Source organism: Chloroflexota bacterium (assembly GCA_016875875.1).
In the GTDB taxonomy this organism is placed as follows: Bacteria; Chloroflexota; Dehalococcoidia; order GIF9; family UBA5629; genus 9FT-COMBO-48-23.
Map to the genome: position 1 here is coordinate 63545 of VGOP01000005.1, position 17528 is coordinate 81072.

Genomic DNA, 17528 nt, shown 5'->3' on the forward strand with positions numbered 1-17528 from the left:
TAAAAGCCACAAGTTAAAAAGACAAATAGAAATGCAAAAATTACCGTTTTGGATTTTGACTTGTAAATTTCGAATTTGTTTATGATTTAGGGATTGTGGTATTTGGGATTTGCCTATCAGGAGGCTGGTGTGGCTTGTAGTTGAGGTGAAGGCAGAGGCTCTTTGAGCAAGGTCTCAAATTCTGCTTCTTCTATGGTCTCCGTAGTCATGAGGCGTGCTGCAATTAACTTCAGCCTTTCTTTGTTATCAGTCAAAATCTTCTTGGCAGTGTTGTGAGCATGCTGAATAAGTGTATTGACCTCTTCATCAATTTCGTCGGCCACCTTGTCACCGTAATTGCGCTGCTCGTGGATTTCACGGCCGAGGAAAACCAGCTCCTCTCGTTTGCCGAAGGTGCGTGGTCCTAGCTTGTCGCTCATTCCGTATTCGGTCACCATCTTTCGGGCAAGGCCAGTTGCCTGTTCCAAATCATTTTGAGCTCCGGTGGTTACTTCACCGAAGATGATCTCCTCGGCGGCTCGCCCGGCAAGGCTTACTGCCAGTCTATCCTCAAATTGGGAGTGTGTCCACAGGTGGCGGTCTTCGGTAGGCAGGAAGCGAGTCCAGCCTCCTATCATGCCTCGAGCTACGACAGAGATTTTATGTACTGGGTCAGCATTGGGCAGCATTTTAGCGGCCAGCGCATGGCCGGTTTCGTGATAGGCAATGATTTCCTTTTCCTTTTGACTTATAATTCGCCCTTTCTTTTCCGGACCGGCGATAACGCGGTCGATGGAATCCTCCAGCTCTTTCATGCCGACATCTTTGCGATCACGTCTAGCTGCCAGAATGGCCCCCTCATTTATAAGATTGGCTAAATCTGCGCCGCTGAAACCAGGGGTCTGCTTGGCTAGCACTTCTAGGTTAGCGTCTTTTGCCAGAGGCTTGCCCTTAGCGTGAACCTGGAGTATGGCTTTTCGACCGTTTATGTCTGGCTGGTCAATGACAACATGGCGGTCGAAGCGGCCAGGTCGCAGCAAAGCCGGGTCAAGGATATCGGGACGATTAGTCGCCGAGAGGACAATGACGTTGGTGCTGCTATCGAAGCCATCCATTTCCACCAATATCTGGTTTAGGGTTTGTTCTCGTTCGTCGTGGCCTCCGCCCAAGCCGGCGCCACGATGCCTGCCTACGGCATCGATCTCATCAACGAAGACGATGCACGGTGCATTGCGCTTGGCCTGTTCAAAAAGGTCTCTAACCCGGGAAGCGCCGACGCCGACGAACATCTCTACAAATTCACTGCCGCTGATAGAGAAAAAGGGGACTCCAGCCTCGCCGGCAACAGCTTTGGCTATTAGAGTCTTTCCACATCCGGGTGGCCCCACCAGTAGAACACCTCGCGGGATGCGAGCTCCTAAAGCCAGGAATTTTTGAGGCGATTTAAGGAACTCAACTATCTCCTGGAGTTCCCCCTTAGCCTCATCAACTCCAGCAACGTCGGCAAAGGTGACGGTAGGCTTGTTGCCAGATGCCAGCCGAGCCCGGCTCTTGGCGAAATTGAAGGCTTGAGTATTGGCACCTCGGGCTGAACGGAAAAGGAAGAAGAGCAGTGCACCGAATAGAAGCAGAGGAATGAAGCTGATTAATACGCCTCCCCAGTCGAAGCCGCCAGCTTTGACAGTAAATTTCACTCCGTCCTCGCCGAGCGTTATCCCGGCTTCCTTAAGGCTGTCCATAAGCTCCTTGGTGCTACCTACAAAAGAGGCCTCGATTTTCTTTTCATCGCCCTTCAAGCCGATGAGGGTAGCCCCGTCCTGTTGAATAGTATCGATTTCCCCCTGCTTGGCCTGTTCGACGAATGTGTAGAAGTCCACTTCCTTTGGCTTCTTAGACGTCGGCAGAAAGCTGAAAGCCAAGGCTAAGATGGCTACCAGAATCAGAATGTAGAATAAACCACCTTGCCACCACTTCGGTTTCATATTTTGCTCCACACCCTATTATATCAAATGCCAATGAATATAGAAAAAACAGGAGGCTTCGAGAATAATTGCCTGTCATTGTGAGGCATGTAGTGCTATGGCAATCTCAGGCAAATTAGAAATCAAATGTGAAAATGCAAAATGAGAAGTCAAAAGTTAAAGGTAGGGATAGACCTTCAGGTCTGCTCCCTTCTAAAAGAAAAAACGAATTTGTGCATTTTTATTTGTCATTTTGATGTTCAACCTTTCAATTTTGAGTTCAGAGTTTCCCTCGCTGAGCGTCTCTGTAGGTCTGCTGCAAAAGCAAGGCGTCTTCCTCAAGATTGGGACTTTCATTGATGACCAGCCCTTTTACGTTATAGTCGCTTAGCGCGTGGATAAACTCGACGTAGTTGAAATCTGACTCTTTTAGTTCCAGGTGTTTGGTTTCTCCACTTTTGCCATAGGCTATGCCCGAGACATGAATGTGCATATTATCCAACGCCTGTCTGCCCAGCTTAGCCTCCACTTGCTTTAGGGCGAAGGCGAATTCATCGTAGGAATTGAACTTGCCGGTGCGGGCATGCCAGTGGGCGAAATCTATGCATGGAGCTACGCCTTCCACCTCGGCGCTCAGATCAATCGTCTCCTCCAGGGTGCCAAACTGGCTGGCCTTGCCGGTTACCTCAGGTCTTATCCAGACCCGATTGCCTTCGGCTCTTAATTGACGGGTTAGCTGCTGAAGTTGCTTCTTGACCTGTTCATAGACTTGGCTCGGCGGGTCACTGAGATAGAAGGCGGCGTGGAAGACGATGCTTGTGGCGCCACAGAGGGCAGCAATGCGGGCTGTCTGGAGCACTCTCTCTTGGCTGGCTTTTATCTTCTCGGGTTCTCTGGCATTGAGGTTTATGAAGTAGGGGCCGTGAGCAGTAAGTGCTACTTTCTTCCTGCTGGCAATTTCAGCCACTGTTAATGCGGTATCACGGTTCATCTTGACACCTTGGACGAATTCCAGCTCCATGCAGCCAAGTCCTAGCTCGGTAATGCGCTCAATGCCACCTGCTGTAGACTTTACTCTGGAACTGTGGGGCACCCCCGCTGGCCCAAAAAACAACTTTTCCATTGTGTTACACTCAATAACAATGTCTGCAGAGATTATACTGGCAAATGGCCTGAAATACTACATGGATTGACACAGGTTAAACATTGTAGTAACAAATCTTCAGACCTATGCGAGTTTGGACAGATCTGAAGATCTATCCTTGCGAAATCTGCCCCAACCCAACTCCAGACAATCCTAAAGTGTCGCAGCCGCATTTGTATAGCAGTAGTTCTCCTCTCTTGGTGAGGATTTGCGGAGAAGAGCTATTCAAGATATAGTTTAGCATGTGGTATAATTGTTTATGTTACTTCATAGCAGTACTGATTAGGAGGCGTGAGTTCTGCAATCGATAGAATTAGCGCGGCGAGCGGTGGAGGCTGCTTCGGATAAACAGGCTGACAATATTGTCATGCTGGATACCAGAGAAGTTTGCTCCTTCGCTGACTATTTTGTTATTTGTAGTGGGGATAGCGTCCGCCAGATTGAAGCTATCTGGCAGGAAATTCGTGAAAAGATGAAGCGTGATGGTGTCGCCCCTTTTCACATTGAGGGGGCTGCTGATTCGGGATGGATTCTCCTCGATCTAGGAGAAGTAATAGTCCACATTTTCTCCCCATCACAGCGGGATTATTATCGGTTGGACGATTTGTGGCACGAAGCCACACCTGTGGTCAGGATACAGTAATCCGCCCATCAATCCTACAAGAGCAATGTGTCTATATAGCAGTATAACTACCCCTCCCATACACCAAATCCTAAATCCGAATATCTAAACCACAAACAATACCAAAATTCGAATAACTAAATTCAAAACCGTTTTAGTTTATTAATTTTTGGATATTTGGATTTGTTTGGGATTTGGAGTTTGGAGCTTAGGATTTGGCAGTTGGCCAACCCAAAATCTCAGCTGGTGAGAAGAAAAGGCTGGTCTCCTTTTCGGCGTTTTCTGCTGAGTCGGAGCCGTGGACGAGGTTCTGCTGAATGTCCAGTCCGAAGTCTCCCCGAATGCTGCCGGAAGAGGCTTTGACCGGGTCGGTGGCACCCATAGTCTGCCGCACGGCTTCTATGGCTCTTTCCCCTTCGAAAACGGCGGCGATGATGGGACTGGAGGTGATAAAGTCAATCAGGTCGTTGAAGAAGGCTTTACCTTGGTGGACGGCATAATGCCGCTGGGCTAAGGCCTTGTCCATTTGCAGCATCTTCATAGCCACAATCTTTAGCCCTCGTCTCTCAAGGCGGGAAATGATGACTCCAGCCAGTCCTCGTTGCATGGCATCAGGTTTGATTAGCACTAAGCTTCGTTCCATTTCAGACCCCTCCTAAAAATTCTTAATGTTATTGCGAGGAGCAGCGCGACGAAGCAATCTCTGAGATTGCCACGCCTTCGGCTCGCAATGACAGGTAAACACACACTTTTTTATTTCACTTTGCGCTGGGTAATTGGTGGTTGGCGCAGATACAGAGGCTGCAGACTTGCCGGATCGTCGTGTTCACCTCTGTTCAGACGTTGCCAGCCTAATACTGCCAGATAACTGGCGTGACGTAGTCTGGCTGCATGGTCAGGTATTATGGCGTGTCTGCTTAGCTTTTGCTGTAGTTGCTCGATGACAGATGGTGGGATTTCGCCGCAGAATAGTGTTTTTCGCTTGATTTGTTGGCATAAAGCGTCGGCAGTAGTGATGTGTACTGGAACTATGCAGCGCCAGTTATCATTTTGCCGGTAAAGAGCAGTGGCAATTTCGCCACGGCCGGCGTTGTGAATTGGGCATAGAGGGAGTTTGGTAAAGGCAAAGGGATAAGCCTCGACTTCTAAGGTGCTTATCCCAACCAGTGGGATATTTAAGGCTAGGGCTAAGCCTTTGGCTGTGCTGATGCCGACCCTAAGGCCGTTGAAGCTCCCCGGACCTTTAGCTGCGAAGATGGCAGTAAGATATTGAGGGCTGGTTTTGTTTTGAGCGAGCAGACGGACTATGTTCGGGACCAGTTCTACAGTGTGGCTTTGCCCCGAATGCCAGGTCAGCTCGGCTAGCGTCTCGCCCTGGCGGGATAAGCCGATGCTGCAGCAATCGGTTGAAGTATCTATGGTTAACTCCATGTTTCCAAGTCCAGATTAAGAGATTTTAGTAATTGGCTATGACGATGACCTCTGGGCTCCAGACTAATGGAGCGCTCCGTGTCCGAAATGTAGCTCAGCCCAATAGACAGGTTTTCTTGTGGCAGCACTGCTATGCCTTTCTCTGCCCATTCGATTACGCAAACGCCTTTGCCATAAAGATATTCGTCCAGCCCCAAATCTGTGATCTCCTCAATGTGGTCGAGTCGGTAGAAGTCTATGTGGTATAGGGGTAGTCTGCCATGATATTCTCTGACAATGACAAAGGAGGGGCTGAAGGCATATTCTTTGACGTCCAGCCCCCAGGCAATGCCCTGCGTCAGACAGGTCTTGCCGCTTCCCAGATTGCCAATGAGGAGAAATACATCTCCCGCCTGAGCTATTTCACCGAGACGAATTCCCAGGCGCTGAGTTTGCTCTGGGCTGCGGGAAATGAGTTTTATGTCTGTCGTTTTGGCGTTCATGTTTGAGATTTGAAATGCTCCCAGCCAGTTTGTTGCCAGGGGATGCTTCTACCGTTGGCATCAATAATAGTCACCTGCCCCTTTTTGCCTTGAGTTATTTCACCTATTACTGTCACCGGACAAGATATGGACTGTTGTATTTGTTTGATAATCTGTCTGCCGGCAGTGAACAGCAGTTCATAGTCCTCGCCGCCACTCAGGGCTAATTGCTGGCAATCTGATTTGAAGTTTTCTTGAACTGCGGGATGGATTGGCACCGCGTTTTCGTTTATCTGGGCGCTGATTTTGCTCGCCTGGCATATATGGGTCAGGTCAGCGATCAGGCCATCGCTTATGTCTATGGCGGCCCGGACCCCGTGGCGTAGCAGAATCTGCCCCTCGTTTACTCTCGGCATTGGCTGGAGATGAGCTTGTCTGAGAAGTCGGCTGGTTTCGGCATCGAAACTGAGCTCTTGTTTGAGCATCTTGAGGCCAGCAGCTGATAATCCCACGTATCCGGTAACAGCTACTTGGTCATCTGCTACAGCCGCTGAGCGGGTGAGCGCGGAAGTAGATTCCAGACTACCTAGAACGGTGACGTTAATCACTACTTCTTTGGCGGAAGCGATGTTACCGCCGACTATGGCAACTCCGAACTGGTTTGCTATTTGAGCCATGCCGTGGTACAGACTAGAAATGCAGCTTGTTTCGATCTCGCCGGGCAGAGCCAGAGAAATCAGGGCATATTTAGGAATGCCACCCATAGCGGCGATATCGCTCAGATTTACGGCAATGGCTTTCCAGCCCAGCTCTTCCCAGTTGGTGATATTCAAGTCGAAATGGGTATCTTGAACTAGGCTATCTGTAGTGGCTAGTTGGATGGTCTTGTCTCCTTGCCAGGCGGCGGCATCGTCACCGATGCCGATGAGTACCCCTTGCCAAGAGATATCCTTTGGATTTTTGGTTCTATTAACGATATCGGCTAAAAGCTCAATTAAGCCAAATTCGCCTAGCTCGGAGACCTTCATTGCCGCGATTATAGCACACAGCCTATATTTTGGCCTAAACTTTAATCGTTTTTCTATATGAGGCTTCAAAAAGCCTTGTATGTGGCAAATGCAAGTTATATAATTCGACTAAACAGGTAAGGAGGTGAGTGATATGGAGCAGATGGTCAGATGCTCTAACTGTGGTATGGAAAACCCTGCAGGGCAGCAATTCTGTGGGAAATGTGGAGCAAAGCTGGTTACTGAGGTACAGCAGCAAAAAATTAAGTGTCCAAAATGCGGTTTTCAGAATCTCGCCGGGCAGCAGTTCTGTGGAAGTTGCGGAGCGAGCTTGGCTGCTACGGTTCAGCAGGTGCCAACTGCCCCGACTCAGGGGGCGCCTACCAAAGTTGCGAGCTCTGCTGCCTATCGCCAGGGGGTCGAGGTCAAGCCTACTTGGGGGCTGGCCTGGGGTCTATGGTGGCGAATGTTAGTACTGGGACTATTAATTGGTGGCATAATCTACTTGATTATCGCTATTGTCATGGTTCTTGCTTTCAACTATAAGCTTCCTTTTGGAGCCTGAAGTGATAGATAGGCTTTGATAATCTATGCAGCAAATGGTCGCCTGCCCGAATTGTGGTGCGCAAAGCACAGGGCATCCGTTTTGTACCACCTGCGGAACTAAATTGCCGGCTATCAGCCAACAACAAGTTTCGGAGGCTCAGCCGATGCCAGATGTTAGGCCAGCAGCAAGAAAGGCACCATCCCCAAAATACGGAGTCCTGAGAGCTGTTGCCATTATTTATACAATTATCGGCTGGGTAATATGCGTAGGCGGCAGCGTTTTATCAATTGCAGCGGCGGTAATGACAGCGCAAGGCGTCACATTCTTAGAGAACCTTGTGCCTGAAGTCGCCGGATCTACCTGGATTGGGGTGGTAATCATAGGAGTAGGAGGTGTTGTGGTGTCTGTATTGGGTGGTTTATTCTTATTAGCTTTTGCTGAACTTTGCGACGTGACTATTGATATAGAACAGCGTACAAGGTCACAAGAGTGAATAGGGAAAGGATTGTATGTAACCCCTCGCGCTTAGACTATCTGCCAGTCCCTGTAGCCTTGTTGAATAACAGCTAGGTATTCCGGAGCAGGCTTTAGTTCGCGTGATTGGTCTATCTTGATATAAGTAATGACCTCTATCGGTTCGTTGGTCTCCGTCCAAACAGTTACCTTGCGTCGGTCGTAGATTGTAGGATAACCCTCATATTCATCCAACCGCTTCAAATCCCTCTCAGATATTTCATAGACAGCTCCCAAAACCTTCTCGCCTCTATGTGGAGTTATGCTGGCAACTCCGCCTTGTCGCCCTGACCGGGCGGTGAAGGTGAGTTTGAAATTAGGCAAGGTAGCGATGAACTTGGGCTTGCTGTCCGGAGCCCGCTCTGCCATCTGCTTCCGATTCAGATTGGAGGCGTAAGCGAAGTAATATATCTCATCTCTCCTGATATGCTGCGGTTGACTTGTCTTTAGCATATTTTACCCTTTTTTATTCATTTGTCCATATCCTTAGACCTAAAACTGAGTTCGCTTAGATAGACGGGTGACACTCTGTTGTCATTGCGGCTTCTTTTTTCTGTCATTGCGAGCAAGGCGTGGCAATCTCTGCATGGCAATTACATCTGCCTCGGCTGAGATCGCCACGGGGCTACGCCCCTCGCGATGACAAATAGATTGCTTTTCAAAATGATGGACACAGGTGGCGTCACTAATGTGCTGGACGATACAAAAACTTAACAAACCGGCTTCTGGATGGTATAGTTAGGCGGTATGCGGTATGCAATTCTCGGTGATATACACAGCAATTTAACGGCTTTTGAGGCAGTGCTTCGCGATGCTGATGACAGAGGGGGTTTTGATAAGATGTGGTGTCTTGGTGATGTGGTGGGCTACGGCCCTGACCCTCATGAGTGCCTTGAGCGTCTGCGTCAATTTGAGCATGTATGTGTTGCTGGCAATCATGATTGGGCAGCCATAGGCAAGATGGATACCGCTGACTTCAATCCTGTGGCGGCTCGAGCCTGTCACTGGACAGCTCAGCAGCTAACTGCGGAAGACAAAGATTATTTACAAAACCTGCCTCTCACCCTTCGTGAAAGTGATTTTACGCTGGTTCATGGCAGCCCACGCGAGCCTATTTGGGAATACCTGCTGTCGATTGAGGCAGCGCAAGATAACTTTGCCTGTTTTGAGACGGCTTACTGCCTCGTTTGCCATTCCCATGTTCCGCTCATTTTCGAGCTTGCTGGTAATAAGACAGTCTACAGGATGTTTCCAGAAGGAACTGACTTGGAGTTGGGGAAAAACCGTATGATTATCAATCCCGGTGGTGTGGGACAGCCTCGAGATGGTGACCCTCGGGCGAGCTATGCACTTTATGATATTGAAGCTCAGACCGTCCATCATTACCGGGTTGAATATGATATTCAAGCTACACAAAAAAAGATGGAGGAGAGGGGATTGCCCATGCCGCTCATTTTGCGCTTAAGCATGGGCTGGTAATCTTGAAAAGTTCAAAGTTCCATAGTAGTATTTGGTTGGGTCGTGCTAGACGGGGAACTAGCGGTGCCCTGTACCCGAGATCCGCTATAGCGGGGTTGAATCCCGGCTCGAGGTTCCTGTCTTTTAGGACTGCTGTGGTAAAGTGGCGTTGAGGGCTGGGTCTTGCGCGGCGGAGAACTATGAATCCCGTCAGGTCCGGAAGGAAGCAGCGGTAAATAGTATTCTCCGGGTGCCGCAAGGCTACCTGGTCGGAGCTGGCTAACTGTGGCAAGCTAGAAGGCAAAATCGACAGTCGGTGCACGACCCATATTAAAAAATCAGGAGGATTCAAAGATGGATTTGCATTTGGCCGGCAAGACGGTGATTGTTACTGGTGGCGGCTCGAATATCGGTCGGGGTATAGTCTTAGCCTTTGCTAAGGAATGGCCGAATATAGTAATTGCTGATATAGACGAGGTGCAAGGGCAAAAGGTAGCTAAAGAAGCTAATGCTCTAGGTGGTAAGCCTGTAGTTATCAAAACTGATGTCACCAATGTCGATTCCGTAACAGCTACGGTTAAAAAAACACTGGAGCAGTTCGGGAAAATAGATATACTGGTCAACAACGCTGGCTGGGGTATGGACCGGCTGTTTATCGAGAAGCCGAGGGCGGAATGGGAGAAAGAGGTAAGCATCAATTTCTGGGGGGTTATCAACTGTACCAGGGCAGTATTGGACCACATGATTGAACAAAAATATGGCAAAATTATCAGCATCAGCTCTGATGCTGGCAGGATGGGCGAGTATAGAGAGGCAGTCTATGCTGGGTGCAAAGGCGGTGTTATCGCTATGTCCAAAGCTTTGGCTCGTGAATTAGGGCGCTATGGTATAAATGTTAATGTTGTTTGTCCTGGAATGACGTTGCCTGAAAGTCCTGAGCATGCTGGTGAGCTTAGCATGTGGAAAAGTCCGATGGCTCAATTCTTGACCCCAGAAGTTCAGGAGAGGGCAGCAAAGGCATACCCCTTGCGCCGGCTGGGTAAGCCCCAGGACGTCGCCAACCTCGTCGTTTTTTTGGCTTCGGATGCGGCTAGCTTCATAACCGGACAGACCATTAGCGTTAGCGGTGGCTATACAATGATGTAAAATGGTGTAAAAGGAGGCTTTAAAATGAAAGCTATTGATGTTCATGTCCACCCGAGCACGTCGGCTTTTGACCGCAAGCGTATCTGGGGGACGGAGTTGGTTGAGTATATCTCCAAGTATTACGGAGCTGAGTACAAAGTTAAGACAGATGAAGAGATGGCACAGGATTTCAAGGAGCTGGATATAAAGGCTATCTTGATAGGTTGGGATACGCAGACCACAAGTGGTACTGATACTAACAATAGCAATGACGAGGTGGCGAGGCTGATTAAGAAATTTCCCGATGTGTTTATCGGCGGCTGGGCAATGATTGACCCCTGGAAGGGGAAGGCAGCTATAAAAGAACTGGAGCGCTGCGTTAAGGAACTGGGGTTGATGGGGCTGAAGTTCCAGCCAGCTCTCCAGGCTTTTTACCCTAATGACCGGCGATTTTATCCTCTTTATGAGAAGTGTGTGGAACTGAAAATACCAGTTTCTTTCCATACCGGGACTACCGGCGCCGGGGCTGGTATGCCAGGGGGTTATGGCATACGTTTAAGCTATACTAGACCCATACCCTATATTGATGACGTGGCAGCTGATTTTCCCGATTTGACCATAGTAATGATTCATCCTGCCTGGCCCTGGCACGAAGAACAAATTGCCGTTTTGCTGCACAAAGGTAACGTATATGCTGACCTTTCGGGTTGGGCACCGAAATATTTCCCAGAGGTGATTAGAAGGGAGGTCAACGGACGGCTCCAAGATAAGTTTATGTTCGGCTCTGACTATCCTGAGATTCCGCCAAAGCGATGGCTTGATGAATTCGAGAGTTTTGGCTTTAAGCCCGAAGTGATTGAGAAAGTCCTGTACAAGAATGCCCAGAGGATACTAAAGCTTAAGGTTTGAAGGCGCCAAGTGCCTGATAAAAAAGCATTATCCTCAGCTCAGGTCAAAGGACTGCTTCGCCAGTCTGGTCTGAAGGCGAAGAAAAGCCTGGGGCAACATTTCCTTGTAGATACATCAATTTTGCAGATAATTGTTGAAGCTGCTGAGCTTTCCCCAGATGACACTGTAATTGAAATTGGCCCTGGTCTAGGCATATTGACTGTCGAGCTAGCCCGGCATGCTGGCGATGTCATTGCTGTGGAACTCGATACGAAGCTGGCGTCGCTGTTGAAGCGTCGGTTAGTTTCGCTGGCGAATTTAAATGTGATTAACGCTGATATACTCAAGGTTAGTCCATCACAGCTATTGGAAAAGAAAAGCACATATAAAGTGGTAGCTAATCTGCCATATTATATTACCTCTCCCGTATTACGTTATTTTGCAGAGGCTTCGCCGAAGCCATCGTTGATGGTGATGATGGTGCAGAAGGAAGTTGGTGAAGCCATTGTTGCTGGTCCGGGAAAGATGTCTCTGCTGGCAGTTAGTCTTCAGGTATATAGCAAGCCGATGATTATCTCGCACGTGCCATCCAGATGCTTTTATCCTCAGCCGAAAGTTGATTCGGTTATCCTGCGATTTGATGTATTGTCAGAGCCTGCGGTTAAAGTGTCTGATATGGGCGGCTTTTTCGAGGTAGTAAAATGTGGATTTAGCTCACCTCGAAAGCAATTGCATAATTCGCTAGCTCACGGCTTAGGGATAAAACCGGCTGAAGTTGCCTTATTGTTGGAGAAGGCGAGCATCGACCCTAAACGCCGGGCTGAGACGCTCGGACTGGAAGAGTGGGCTAAGTTATATGAAGTTTGGGCGGTTTCAAAAAAGGTCAGGATGCAATGCTGAACTACCTGGCACCGGCTAAAATTAATCTTGTCCTTGAAGTTCTGGGCAAGCGTGATGATGGCTACCACGAGATTCATAGCCTGGTTCAGACAATTAATTTGTGTGATGTTCTGTATTTTGAGCCGGCTGACAAGGTTGCGTTTGAATGCACCGAGCGGAGCCTGCAAGCTTCAGATAATCTGGTTGTTCAAGCTGTTGAGTTGCTTAAGAAAGTCAGTGGCTGTGACAAGGGGGTCAGGATCAGACTTGAGAAGCGAATCCCCTGGGGTGCTGGTTTGGGTGGTGGCAGCAGCGATGGGGCTGCCACTTTGTTGGCTCTCAATAAGCTTTGGGGACTGAAACTGACAACTTCGGCTTTAGTTGAGCTGGCAGCCAGGCTTGGGTCAGACGCACCCTTTTTTATTCATGGAGGCGCTGCTTTAATAGAGGGCAGGGGCGAAAAAGTGACTCCTTTGGCAGCTCCGGTGCCGAGCTGGTTTGTTTTGTTGATACCACCATTGCCCAAAATATCTCGCAAGACGCAGCAGCTTTATTCACGTTTGGATGCGAGGCACTTCACCGGAGGCCAATTTGTTTACAGAGCATTCAGAATGTGGTCTCAAGATAGGCAAATCGCTCCGTCCTTGTTGTTTAACGTTTTTGACAAGGTAGCCTTTGATGCTTTTCTTGGGTTGAAAGATTATTGGAAACGTTTTGAGACAGTTGGTGCTAAAGATATTCATTTAGCCGGCTCGGGACCGGCTTTGTTTGCGCCTGTAGATAGTGAAGCCCAAGCCAAGGAGATGCAGCGACGGCTACGGCGGCAGAAGCTCGAAGGCTATGCTGTATCTACTATCTAAAGATTGTAAATTAATTTCGACAAAAGCATTATGTTTGGTTAGTATTTTCGAAAAGGTAACAATTCAGGCAAATGTGCAGTGGCAAACAATATGGACAATCGTGTGCTCCAACAAAGCGCTAGACTATTACTAATACACGAACATCGGGATGTATGTTAAATTGGGCGTACGATTATATTCGACACTGTAACATATTTATACCAGACCGTCCTTGCCCAAAATTAATCATCCCCGTTTAGTTACAAAATAAAATCTATAATTACTCACTACTTGAGCTTTTTTTGAAACCTTCCTGTGCCTTGATTAATTCTATAAACCCATACCTTTCCTCTAACCCTTATGTTAGCAAACTGATCCATAGCCCATTGCGATAAATCATCATATTTGACTTCATGCCATGGATCATACTTGCGCCGCCTGAGCTTCCTTTCAAACTTTCCAGTGCTTCTGTTAATCCTATAAGCGAATTCCTTGCCTTTAACTGTTCTGTTACTGAATTGATCTATTACCCATCGAGATAAATCTTCATATTTTATTTCTTGCCAACTACTTGGCGATGGTGGTGTAGTAGTAGGTGGCGCCGTAACAGGAGGTGTGGGTGTCGAAGGTTGTTTCGTTGCCTTCTTCCATAGGTTACAAATATCTTCATACTCCCAAGTAAGAATCTTATACTGTCGTGCTTCATCTTCAGCTTGACTTGTAAAACCGCTAGGGCAAATTACAATGCCTTTAACGCCCGCTTTATTATCAGGAAGAGCCCCATTTAAATTGCGGATCACATCTGGTGGTGCTCGATAATCCCAGTTTTTACATTGGATATATAATTCCTGCCTGCCATAATCCCGGTCTATTTTAGTTACTACCAAGTCTAGCCCCCTGTCACCGGGTCCTCCTTTAGCTTGAACTACTGCCCAACCGTCTCTTTTAAGCAATCCCCCTATATAGTTCTCAAATCCGTATCCACCCATATTAATTAACTGTTCCTTGCTTGGCGGGTTATTTTTTGGGATAGTTAGTTGTAAGAGCCATCCTTTTTTCCATGCCAACAGAAGTAAAGCAATAACAAGTATAGATAAAACAACTACCGTAACTGTAATATTCTGTCTAAACCACTGAATTAACAGAGGTAGCAAATATACCCACAATAAATACCCACACGATAATACAATTAATGCTATGCATATGATGCGGCCAAACAAACCCTGCCTTTTGTTAAATATCAGTCTTAATATAGAAAAGAGTAAAATAATGATGCTGATGCTGGTTAATATTATCGTTAGATACTGACTAAACCAAGAGGAGTTTGCCTTCGAAAAAAACCAAATAACACCAATGCATATTGCTGCAAATACACCAAAGATCAATGGCTGAGGTTGTTTTCTACGACGCTTGCCCCTCATATCTTCTTATAATCACACAAGTCATTAGCGAATGCTCTGATGTCGCATTATACACTGAAACTGTGAAAATACAAATATAAACAAGGGTAGCGTCATTAAGGACAGGGCAAATTACATTTCCCTATTCGCTCATAGTAAGCATGAAATGACATGCAATGGGATGTCTGCGTGAACTTAGCTATAAACTCCCCCATTTGAGGCAAGTGTCACATTCTGAGTTTTTGTTCGGTGGGTGCATTACACAATAGTCAGTTTAGTATAATCGCCATATTCAACGTAATTGATTGACGAGTCTTTCCTCGTCTTTTCTGGTTCGAACTTCGCCATCAAGTCTGGCTTTTAGTATTTTGCCTAAAATCTCTCCTATTTTAGGGCCGGCGGGAATGCCCATTTTTTTTAAGTCTTCCCCATTCAACAGAGGCTTTATATAGCGCAATTTGGTTAAATACAAGTGCAGGTGTTGGCTCGCTATCGATGATTCCGATGCCAAAGCATTGGCTTTAATGGCTTGTGCTGAATAACCGTGAAGCGACTGGTAAATATCGCTGGGTTTTAGCTGGGGGTTGGCTAAGTTGTGCAATTTGGCCTTGACTTGTAATGTGTGTCGCATGGCTTGAGAGGAGGTTTTCGGGAAGTTGAGATGTGAGATGAACTCCTCGTTTCCCTTTTCTGCCAGATTATAGATGAGCAGGCACAGGTAAAGAGCTGAGAATGAGCCCCGTATATCAACCTGGCGAGCTTTGGTGAACATTTTGCTAAGCCAACCGTCGCCTTTGAGCGATGGGTGCAATTGACGGAGAACTCCTAGCTCTTCAGCGCGTCTAAAGGCTGGCTCCGGTTCATCTTCTTTAAGAATTAACTCCAGCTCGTGCCTTATGCGGTCACCGCTTATGGTATCGAGCATAGCCACATCACGACGGAGCAATTTTTCGGTTTCCGCCTCCAGTTTGAAGCTTAATCTCTGCTCGTAGCGTATCGCCCTTAATATTCTGGTAGCGTCGTCGACGAAGCTTTTTGAGTGCAGTATACGGATGAGGCGATGCTCGAGGTCGTCTTTGCTGTGGTATAGGTCAATCAGCTCGCCGAAGCGTTGTGGGTTAAGGTGCAATGCCATGGCGTTGATAGAGAAGTCCCTGCGGATGAGGTCATCCTTGAGGCTGCCCGGCTTGACGATGGGTAAAGCTCCCGGTTTGCTGTAAGTTTCACTGCGGGCGGTAGCTAAGTCAAGGCTAAAGCCGGGATAATCGAGTTTGGCAGTGCCGAAGCGAGGATGGACTGTTAACTTTGCCCGGCTATCTTTTGCTAGCTTCCGCGCCAGTTCGATAGCATCACCTTCGACGACCAAATCGAAGTCGAAGTTAGCACGTTCCAAAAACAAGTCACGCACCACTCCGCCGACAATATATAGCTCCTGCCCCAGCGCACTGGCCTCTTGCCCTGCAATTTTTACCAGAGCTAGAACTGCAGGCGGTAGATATTTTTCAAGTTGCGACGAAAGATTTTCAGGCATAGTTTAGTAATTACGTGGTAGTATTCAAGCTCAATAGATTAACTGCATTAGATGTACATCTAACAAATTGCCAAACTTTTTACCCACCTCTCTCATAGTTCCTATGTGCTGGAACCCGAAAGACTCGCAGAGTTCAATACTTACGTCATTACCGTCCGCTATTCTGGCAATTACTGTGTGTAAGCCTGCCGTTTTACCTTTCTGGATAATCGCTTTCATAAGCTCCTTCCCAATTCCCTTTCCCCGGTATTCTTCCTTGACGTAGAGCGATATTTCGGCAGTATCGCAATAGGCGCATCTGTCAGACCATTGGCTTAAAGATGTCCATCCTACAATGAGGCCATCCTGCCCGGCAATTAATATAGGATGACTGGCATCATGGTTTACAAACCAGCTTTCTTGTTCCTCAAGAGTCTTCGGCTCAGTGTCAAATGTAGCGGTCGTTTTTTCAATAGCGTCGTTGTAAATTTCGGTAATTTGCCCTAAATCTGCCAATTTTGCTTGCCTAATGGTTAACATGTTCATGTGTCCGTTGACTCCGTACCAGGGTGTGATTTATCACACCTTGTCCTGTTCGTCTATTATATTTTTGGAATTCTACTGCTTGGCGTAGGAGTGGTCAAGACTGTCTTTTTCAATGTAATTAGTCACCTTTGGCTTTGAATATGGAATATGTGCCTATTGCCTTGGCGATGAGGCGTCCGTTGCCTTCTATTTCTGATTCCAGTACGGCAATCCTCTTGCCCTTGTGAATAACCTTTGTTTTGCAGGCAAGCAGGCCAGATGCCAGTGCTGCGAAGTAGACCACTTTGATTTCCACAGTGGCACAAATTTCATCTTTATCTAAATGGGGATAAAGAGCTGCGCCCATACCGGTATCTGCCATGGAATAGACGACGCCTCCATGCACGACTTTGTGCGGGTTAAGCAGCTTTTCATTTATCTCTAAGACGCACTCACTGTATCCTTTCTCGGATGCTGTGAAATTCAGACCTATCAGCTCAGCGAAGGGGTGAAATCCTTCTGCGTTCAGAGGAAATTGCTTTGGCATAGGAATACCTCCATATGTCCAGCCTTATGCTTGTCGCAGCTTGTGGAATTCTACTGCTTGGCGTAATGGTGGTCAAGGCTTCTCTGCTGGGTTGTTTACTGGCAATGTCATTTTGCGGTACGTAAGCCACCGAAGCCTTGTCCTGAACGCAGTGAAGGAATCCAGAGATTGCCACGCTTCGCTCGCAATGACAGGGGGGAAGAACGGGGCTAAAGCCTCGCTACGGTGAAAGCGACTCTGAAGCGTTGCACTACATTGGTTGGATAATTACTACCCTCGAAATGACGCCAAACACTCTCGGATTTGACTATGCGTTTTAGAAGGTGATATAAATAAAAGCAGAAAGCTCTCGCTGAATGAGGAAGGAGTCTGAGGCTATGTGCAAGACATGTGCCGCTCATGCCAAGAAGGCTGACAAGCCAAAGAAAGCCACCAAGAAAAAATAGGCACGAAATCCTATAGGTATTGGTTCTCCCTTCGTTATCGTCTGGAATGGCGGAGCATTTTAGCTCGGCAAAAGTTGGGATGTGTGAGAAACCGAAGCTTTACGCCATGTCGATAGCAAGTTAACTTTATTCCTCTGGATGTTCTTGTCTCGTCCTTATTTTGAAGTCATGCCGGCTGCCATCAACAAGCGGCGTGGCAGTTCTCAAGTGTTTGTGGTTCCTGCATCATCTGTTGTGTTAGCACTG

The 17528-nt window shown here is 47.5% G+C and carries 19 protein-coding genes and 1 other RNA gene; 9 read left to right on the plus strand and 11 right to left on the minus strand.

Annotation, left to right across the window (positions count from 1 at the left end; translation table 11 throughout):
• Positions 1-116 precede the first annotated feature (116 nt).
• Both FJ023_05090 and FJ023_05095 read right to left on the minus strand, forming a co-directional pair.
• The gene (locus FJ023_05090) at positions 117-1961 is read right to left on the minus strand and encodes an ATP-dependent metallopeptidase FtsH/Yme1/Tma family protein (GenBank protein ID MBM4446712.1); all 1845 of its coding nucleotides are present in this window, start codon (positions 1959-1961) and stop codon (positions 117-119) included.
• Positions 1962-2220: 259 nt separating this feature from the next.
• Entirely contained in the window at positions 2221-3063 is an 843-nt protein-coding gene (locus tag FJ023_05095; GenBank protein ID MBM4446713.1) for a TIM barrel protein, read from the minus strand.
• A 319-nt stretch (positions 3064-3382) separates the two neighbouring features.
• On the opposite strand from FJ023_05095, the gene rsfS reads away from it, so the two are divergent.
• Positions 3383-3727 (plus strand): ribosome silencing factor, encoded by a 345-nt coding sequence (gene rsfS, locus FJ023_05100; protein ID MBM4446714.1) that lies wholly within the window; start codon positions 3383-3385, stop codon positions 3725-3727.
• 187 nt (positions 3728-3914) lie between these two features.
• Here rsfS and FJ023_05105 read toward each other — a convergent pair whose 3' ends face one another.
• From FJ023_05105 to thiL, 4 genes are all read right to left on the minus strand, one after another.
• Entirely contained in the window at positions 3915-4349 is a 435-nt protein-coding gene (locus FJ023_05105; protein ID MBM4446715.1) for a nucleoside-diphosphate kinase, read from the minus strand.
• A 110-nt stretch (positions 4350-4459) separates the two neighbouring features.
• A complete protein-coding gene (gene tsaB / locus FJ023_05110; protein MBM4446716.1) occupies positions 4460-5137 on the minus strand; it encodes a tRNA (adenosine(37)-N6)-threonylcarbamoyltransferase complex dimerization subunit type 1 TsaB in 678 nt (225 codons plus the stop codon).
• Positions 5128-5619, minus strand: coding sequence for a tRNA (adenosine(37)-N6)-threonylcarbamoyltransferase complex ATPase subunit type 1 TsaE (tsaE, locus tag FJ023_05115; GenBank protein MBM4446717.1), 492 nt, complete (start codon positions 5617-5619; stop codon positions 5128-5130). Before tsaE ends, tsaB begins: the two co-directional genes overlap by 10 nt.
• Positions 5616-6626, minus strand: a complete 1011-nt coding sequence (gene thiL, locus FJ023_05120; GenBank protein MBM4446718.1) for a thiamine-phosphate kinase — start codon at positions 6624-6626, stop codon at positions 5616-5618. Before thiL ends, tsaE begins: the two co-directional genes overlap by 4 nt.
• A gap of 133 nt (positions 6627-6759) precedes the next feature.
• Between thiL and FJ023_05125 the strand changes: the two genes are divergently transcribed.
• Together FJ023_05125 and FJ023_05130 are read left to right on the plus strand one after the other, a co-directional pair.
• Complete coding sequence (locus FJ023_05125; GenBank protein ID MBM4446719.1) at positions 6760-7170, plus strand: zinc ribbon domain-containing protein; 411 nt, start codon at positions 6760-6762, stop codon at positions 7168-7170.
• A gap of 25 nt (positions 7171-7195) precedes the next feature.
• Positions 7196-7645 (plus strand): hypothetical protein, encoded by a 450-nt coding sequence (locus FJ023_05130; GenBank protein ID MBM4446720.1) that lies wholly within the window; start codon positions 7196-7198, stop codon positions 7643-7645.
• 32 nt (positions 7646-7677) lie between these two features.
• On the opposite strand, the gene FJ023_05135 is transcribed toward FJ023_05130, so the two are convergent.
• Positions 7678-8118, minus strand: coding sequence for a gamma-glutamylcyclotransferase (locus FJ023_05135; protein ID MBM4446721.1), 441 nt, complete (start codon positions 8116-8118; stop codon positions 7678-7680).
• A 294-nt stretch (positions 8119-8412) separates the two neighbouring features.
• Between FJ023_05135 and FJ023_05140 the strand changes: the two genes are divergently transcribed.
• The 6 genes from FJ023_05140 to ispE all read left to right on the plus strand — a co-directional run bounded on the left by FJ023_05140 (position 8413) and on the right by ispE (position 12875).
• A complete protein-coding gene (locus tag FJ023_05140) occupies positions 8413-9144 on the plus strand; it encodes a metallophosphoesterase family protein (protein MBM4446722.1) in 732 nt (243 codons plus the stop codon).
• A 40-nt stretch (positions 9145-9184) separates the two neighbouring features.
• An RNA gene (gene ffs / locus FJ023_05145) (signal recognition particle sRNA large type) lies at positions 9185-9447 on the plus strand.
• Between the two features lie 30 nt (positions 9448-9477).
• The gene (locus tag FJ023_05150) at positions 9478-10269 is read left to right on the plus strand and encodes a 3-oxoacyl-ACP reductase FabG (GenBank protein ID MBM4446723.1); all 792 of its coding nucleotides are present in this window, start codon (positions 9478-9480) and stop codon (positions 10267-10269) included.
• 24 nt (positions 10270-10293) lie between these two features.
• Positions 10294-11157 (plus strand): amidohydrolase, encoded by an 864-nt coding sequence (locus FJ023_05155; GenBank protein MBM4446724.1) that lies wholly within the window; start codon positions 10294-10296, stop codon positions 11155-11157.
• Positions 11158-11166: 9 nt separating this feature from the next.
• On the plus strand, positions 11167-12036 hold the full coding sequence (rsmA, locus tag FJ023_05160; protein MBM4446725.1) for a ribosomal RNA small subunit methyltransferase A: 870 nt from the start codon (positions 11167-11169) through the stop codon (positions 12034-12036).
• Positions 12030-12875 (plus strand): 4-(cytidine 5'-diphospho)-2-C-methyl-D-erythritol kinase, encoded by an 846-nt coding sequence (gene ispE, locus FJ023_05165; GenBank protein ID MBM4446726.1) that lies wholly within the window; start codon positions 12030-12032, stop codon positions 12873-12875. The genes rsmA and ispE overlap by 7 nt, the downstream gene beginning before the upstream one ends.
• A gap of 266 nt (positions 12876-13141) precedes the next feature.
• On the opposite strand, the gene FJ023_05170 is transcribed toward ispE, so the two are convergent.
• The 4 genes from FJ023_05170 to FJ023_05185 all read right to left on the minus strand — a co-directional run bounded on the left by FJ023_05170 (position 13142) and on the right by FJ023_05185 (position 16836).
• A complete protein-coding gene (locus tag FJ023_05170) occupies positions 13142-14275 on the minus strand; it encodes a restriction endonuclease (protein MBM4446727.1) in 1134 nt (377 codons plus the stop codon).
• Between the two features lie 271 nt (positions 14276-14546).
• A complete protein-coding gene (locus FJ023_05175; GenBank protein MBM4446728.1) occupies positions 14547-15785 on the minus strand; it encodes a CCA tRNA nucleotidyltransferase in 1239 nt (412 codons plus the stop codon).
• A 30-nt stretch (positions 15786-15815) separates the two neighbouring features.
• Positions 15816-16310, minus strand: a complete 495-nt coding sequence (locus tag FJ023_05180; GenBank protein MBM4446729.1) for an N-acetyltransferase family protein — start codon at positions 16308-16310, stop codon at positions 15816-15818.
• A gap of 118 nt (positions 16311-16428) precedes the next feature.
• Positions 16429-16836 carry a PaaI family thioesterase gene (locus FJ023_05185; protein ID MBM4446730.1) on the minus strand — a complete coding sequence of 136 codons (408 nt, stop codon included), beginning with the start codon at positions 16834-16836 and terminating at the stop codon, positions 16429-16431.
• Between the last annotated feature and the right edge of the window lie 692 nt (positions 16837-17528).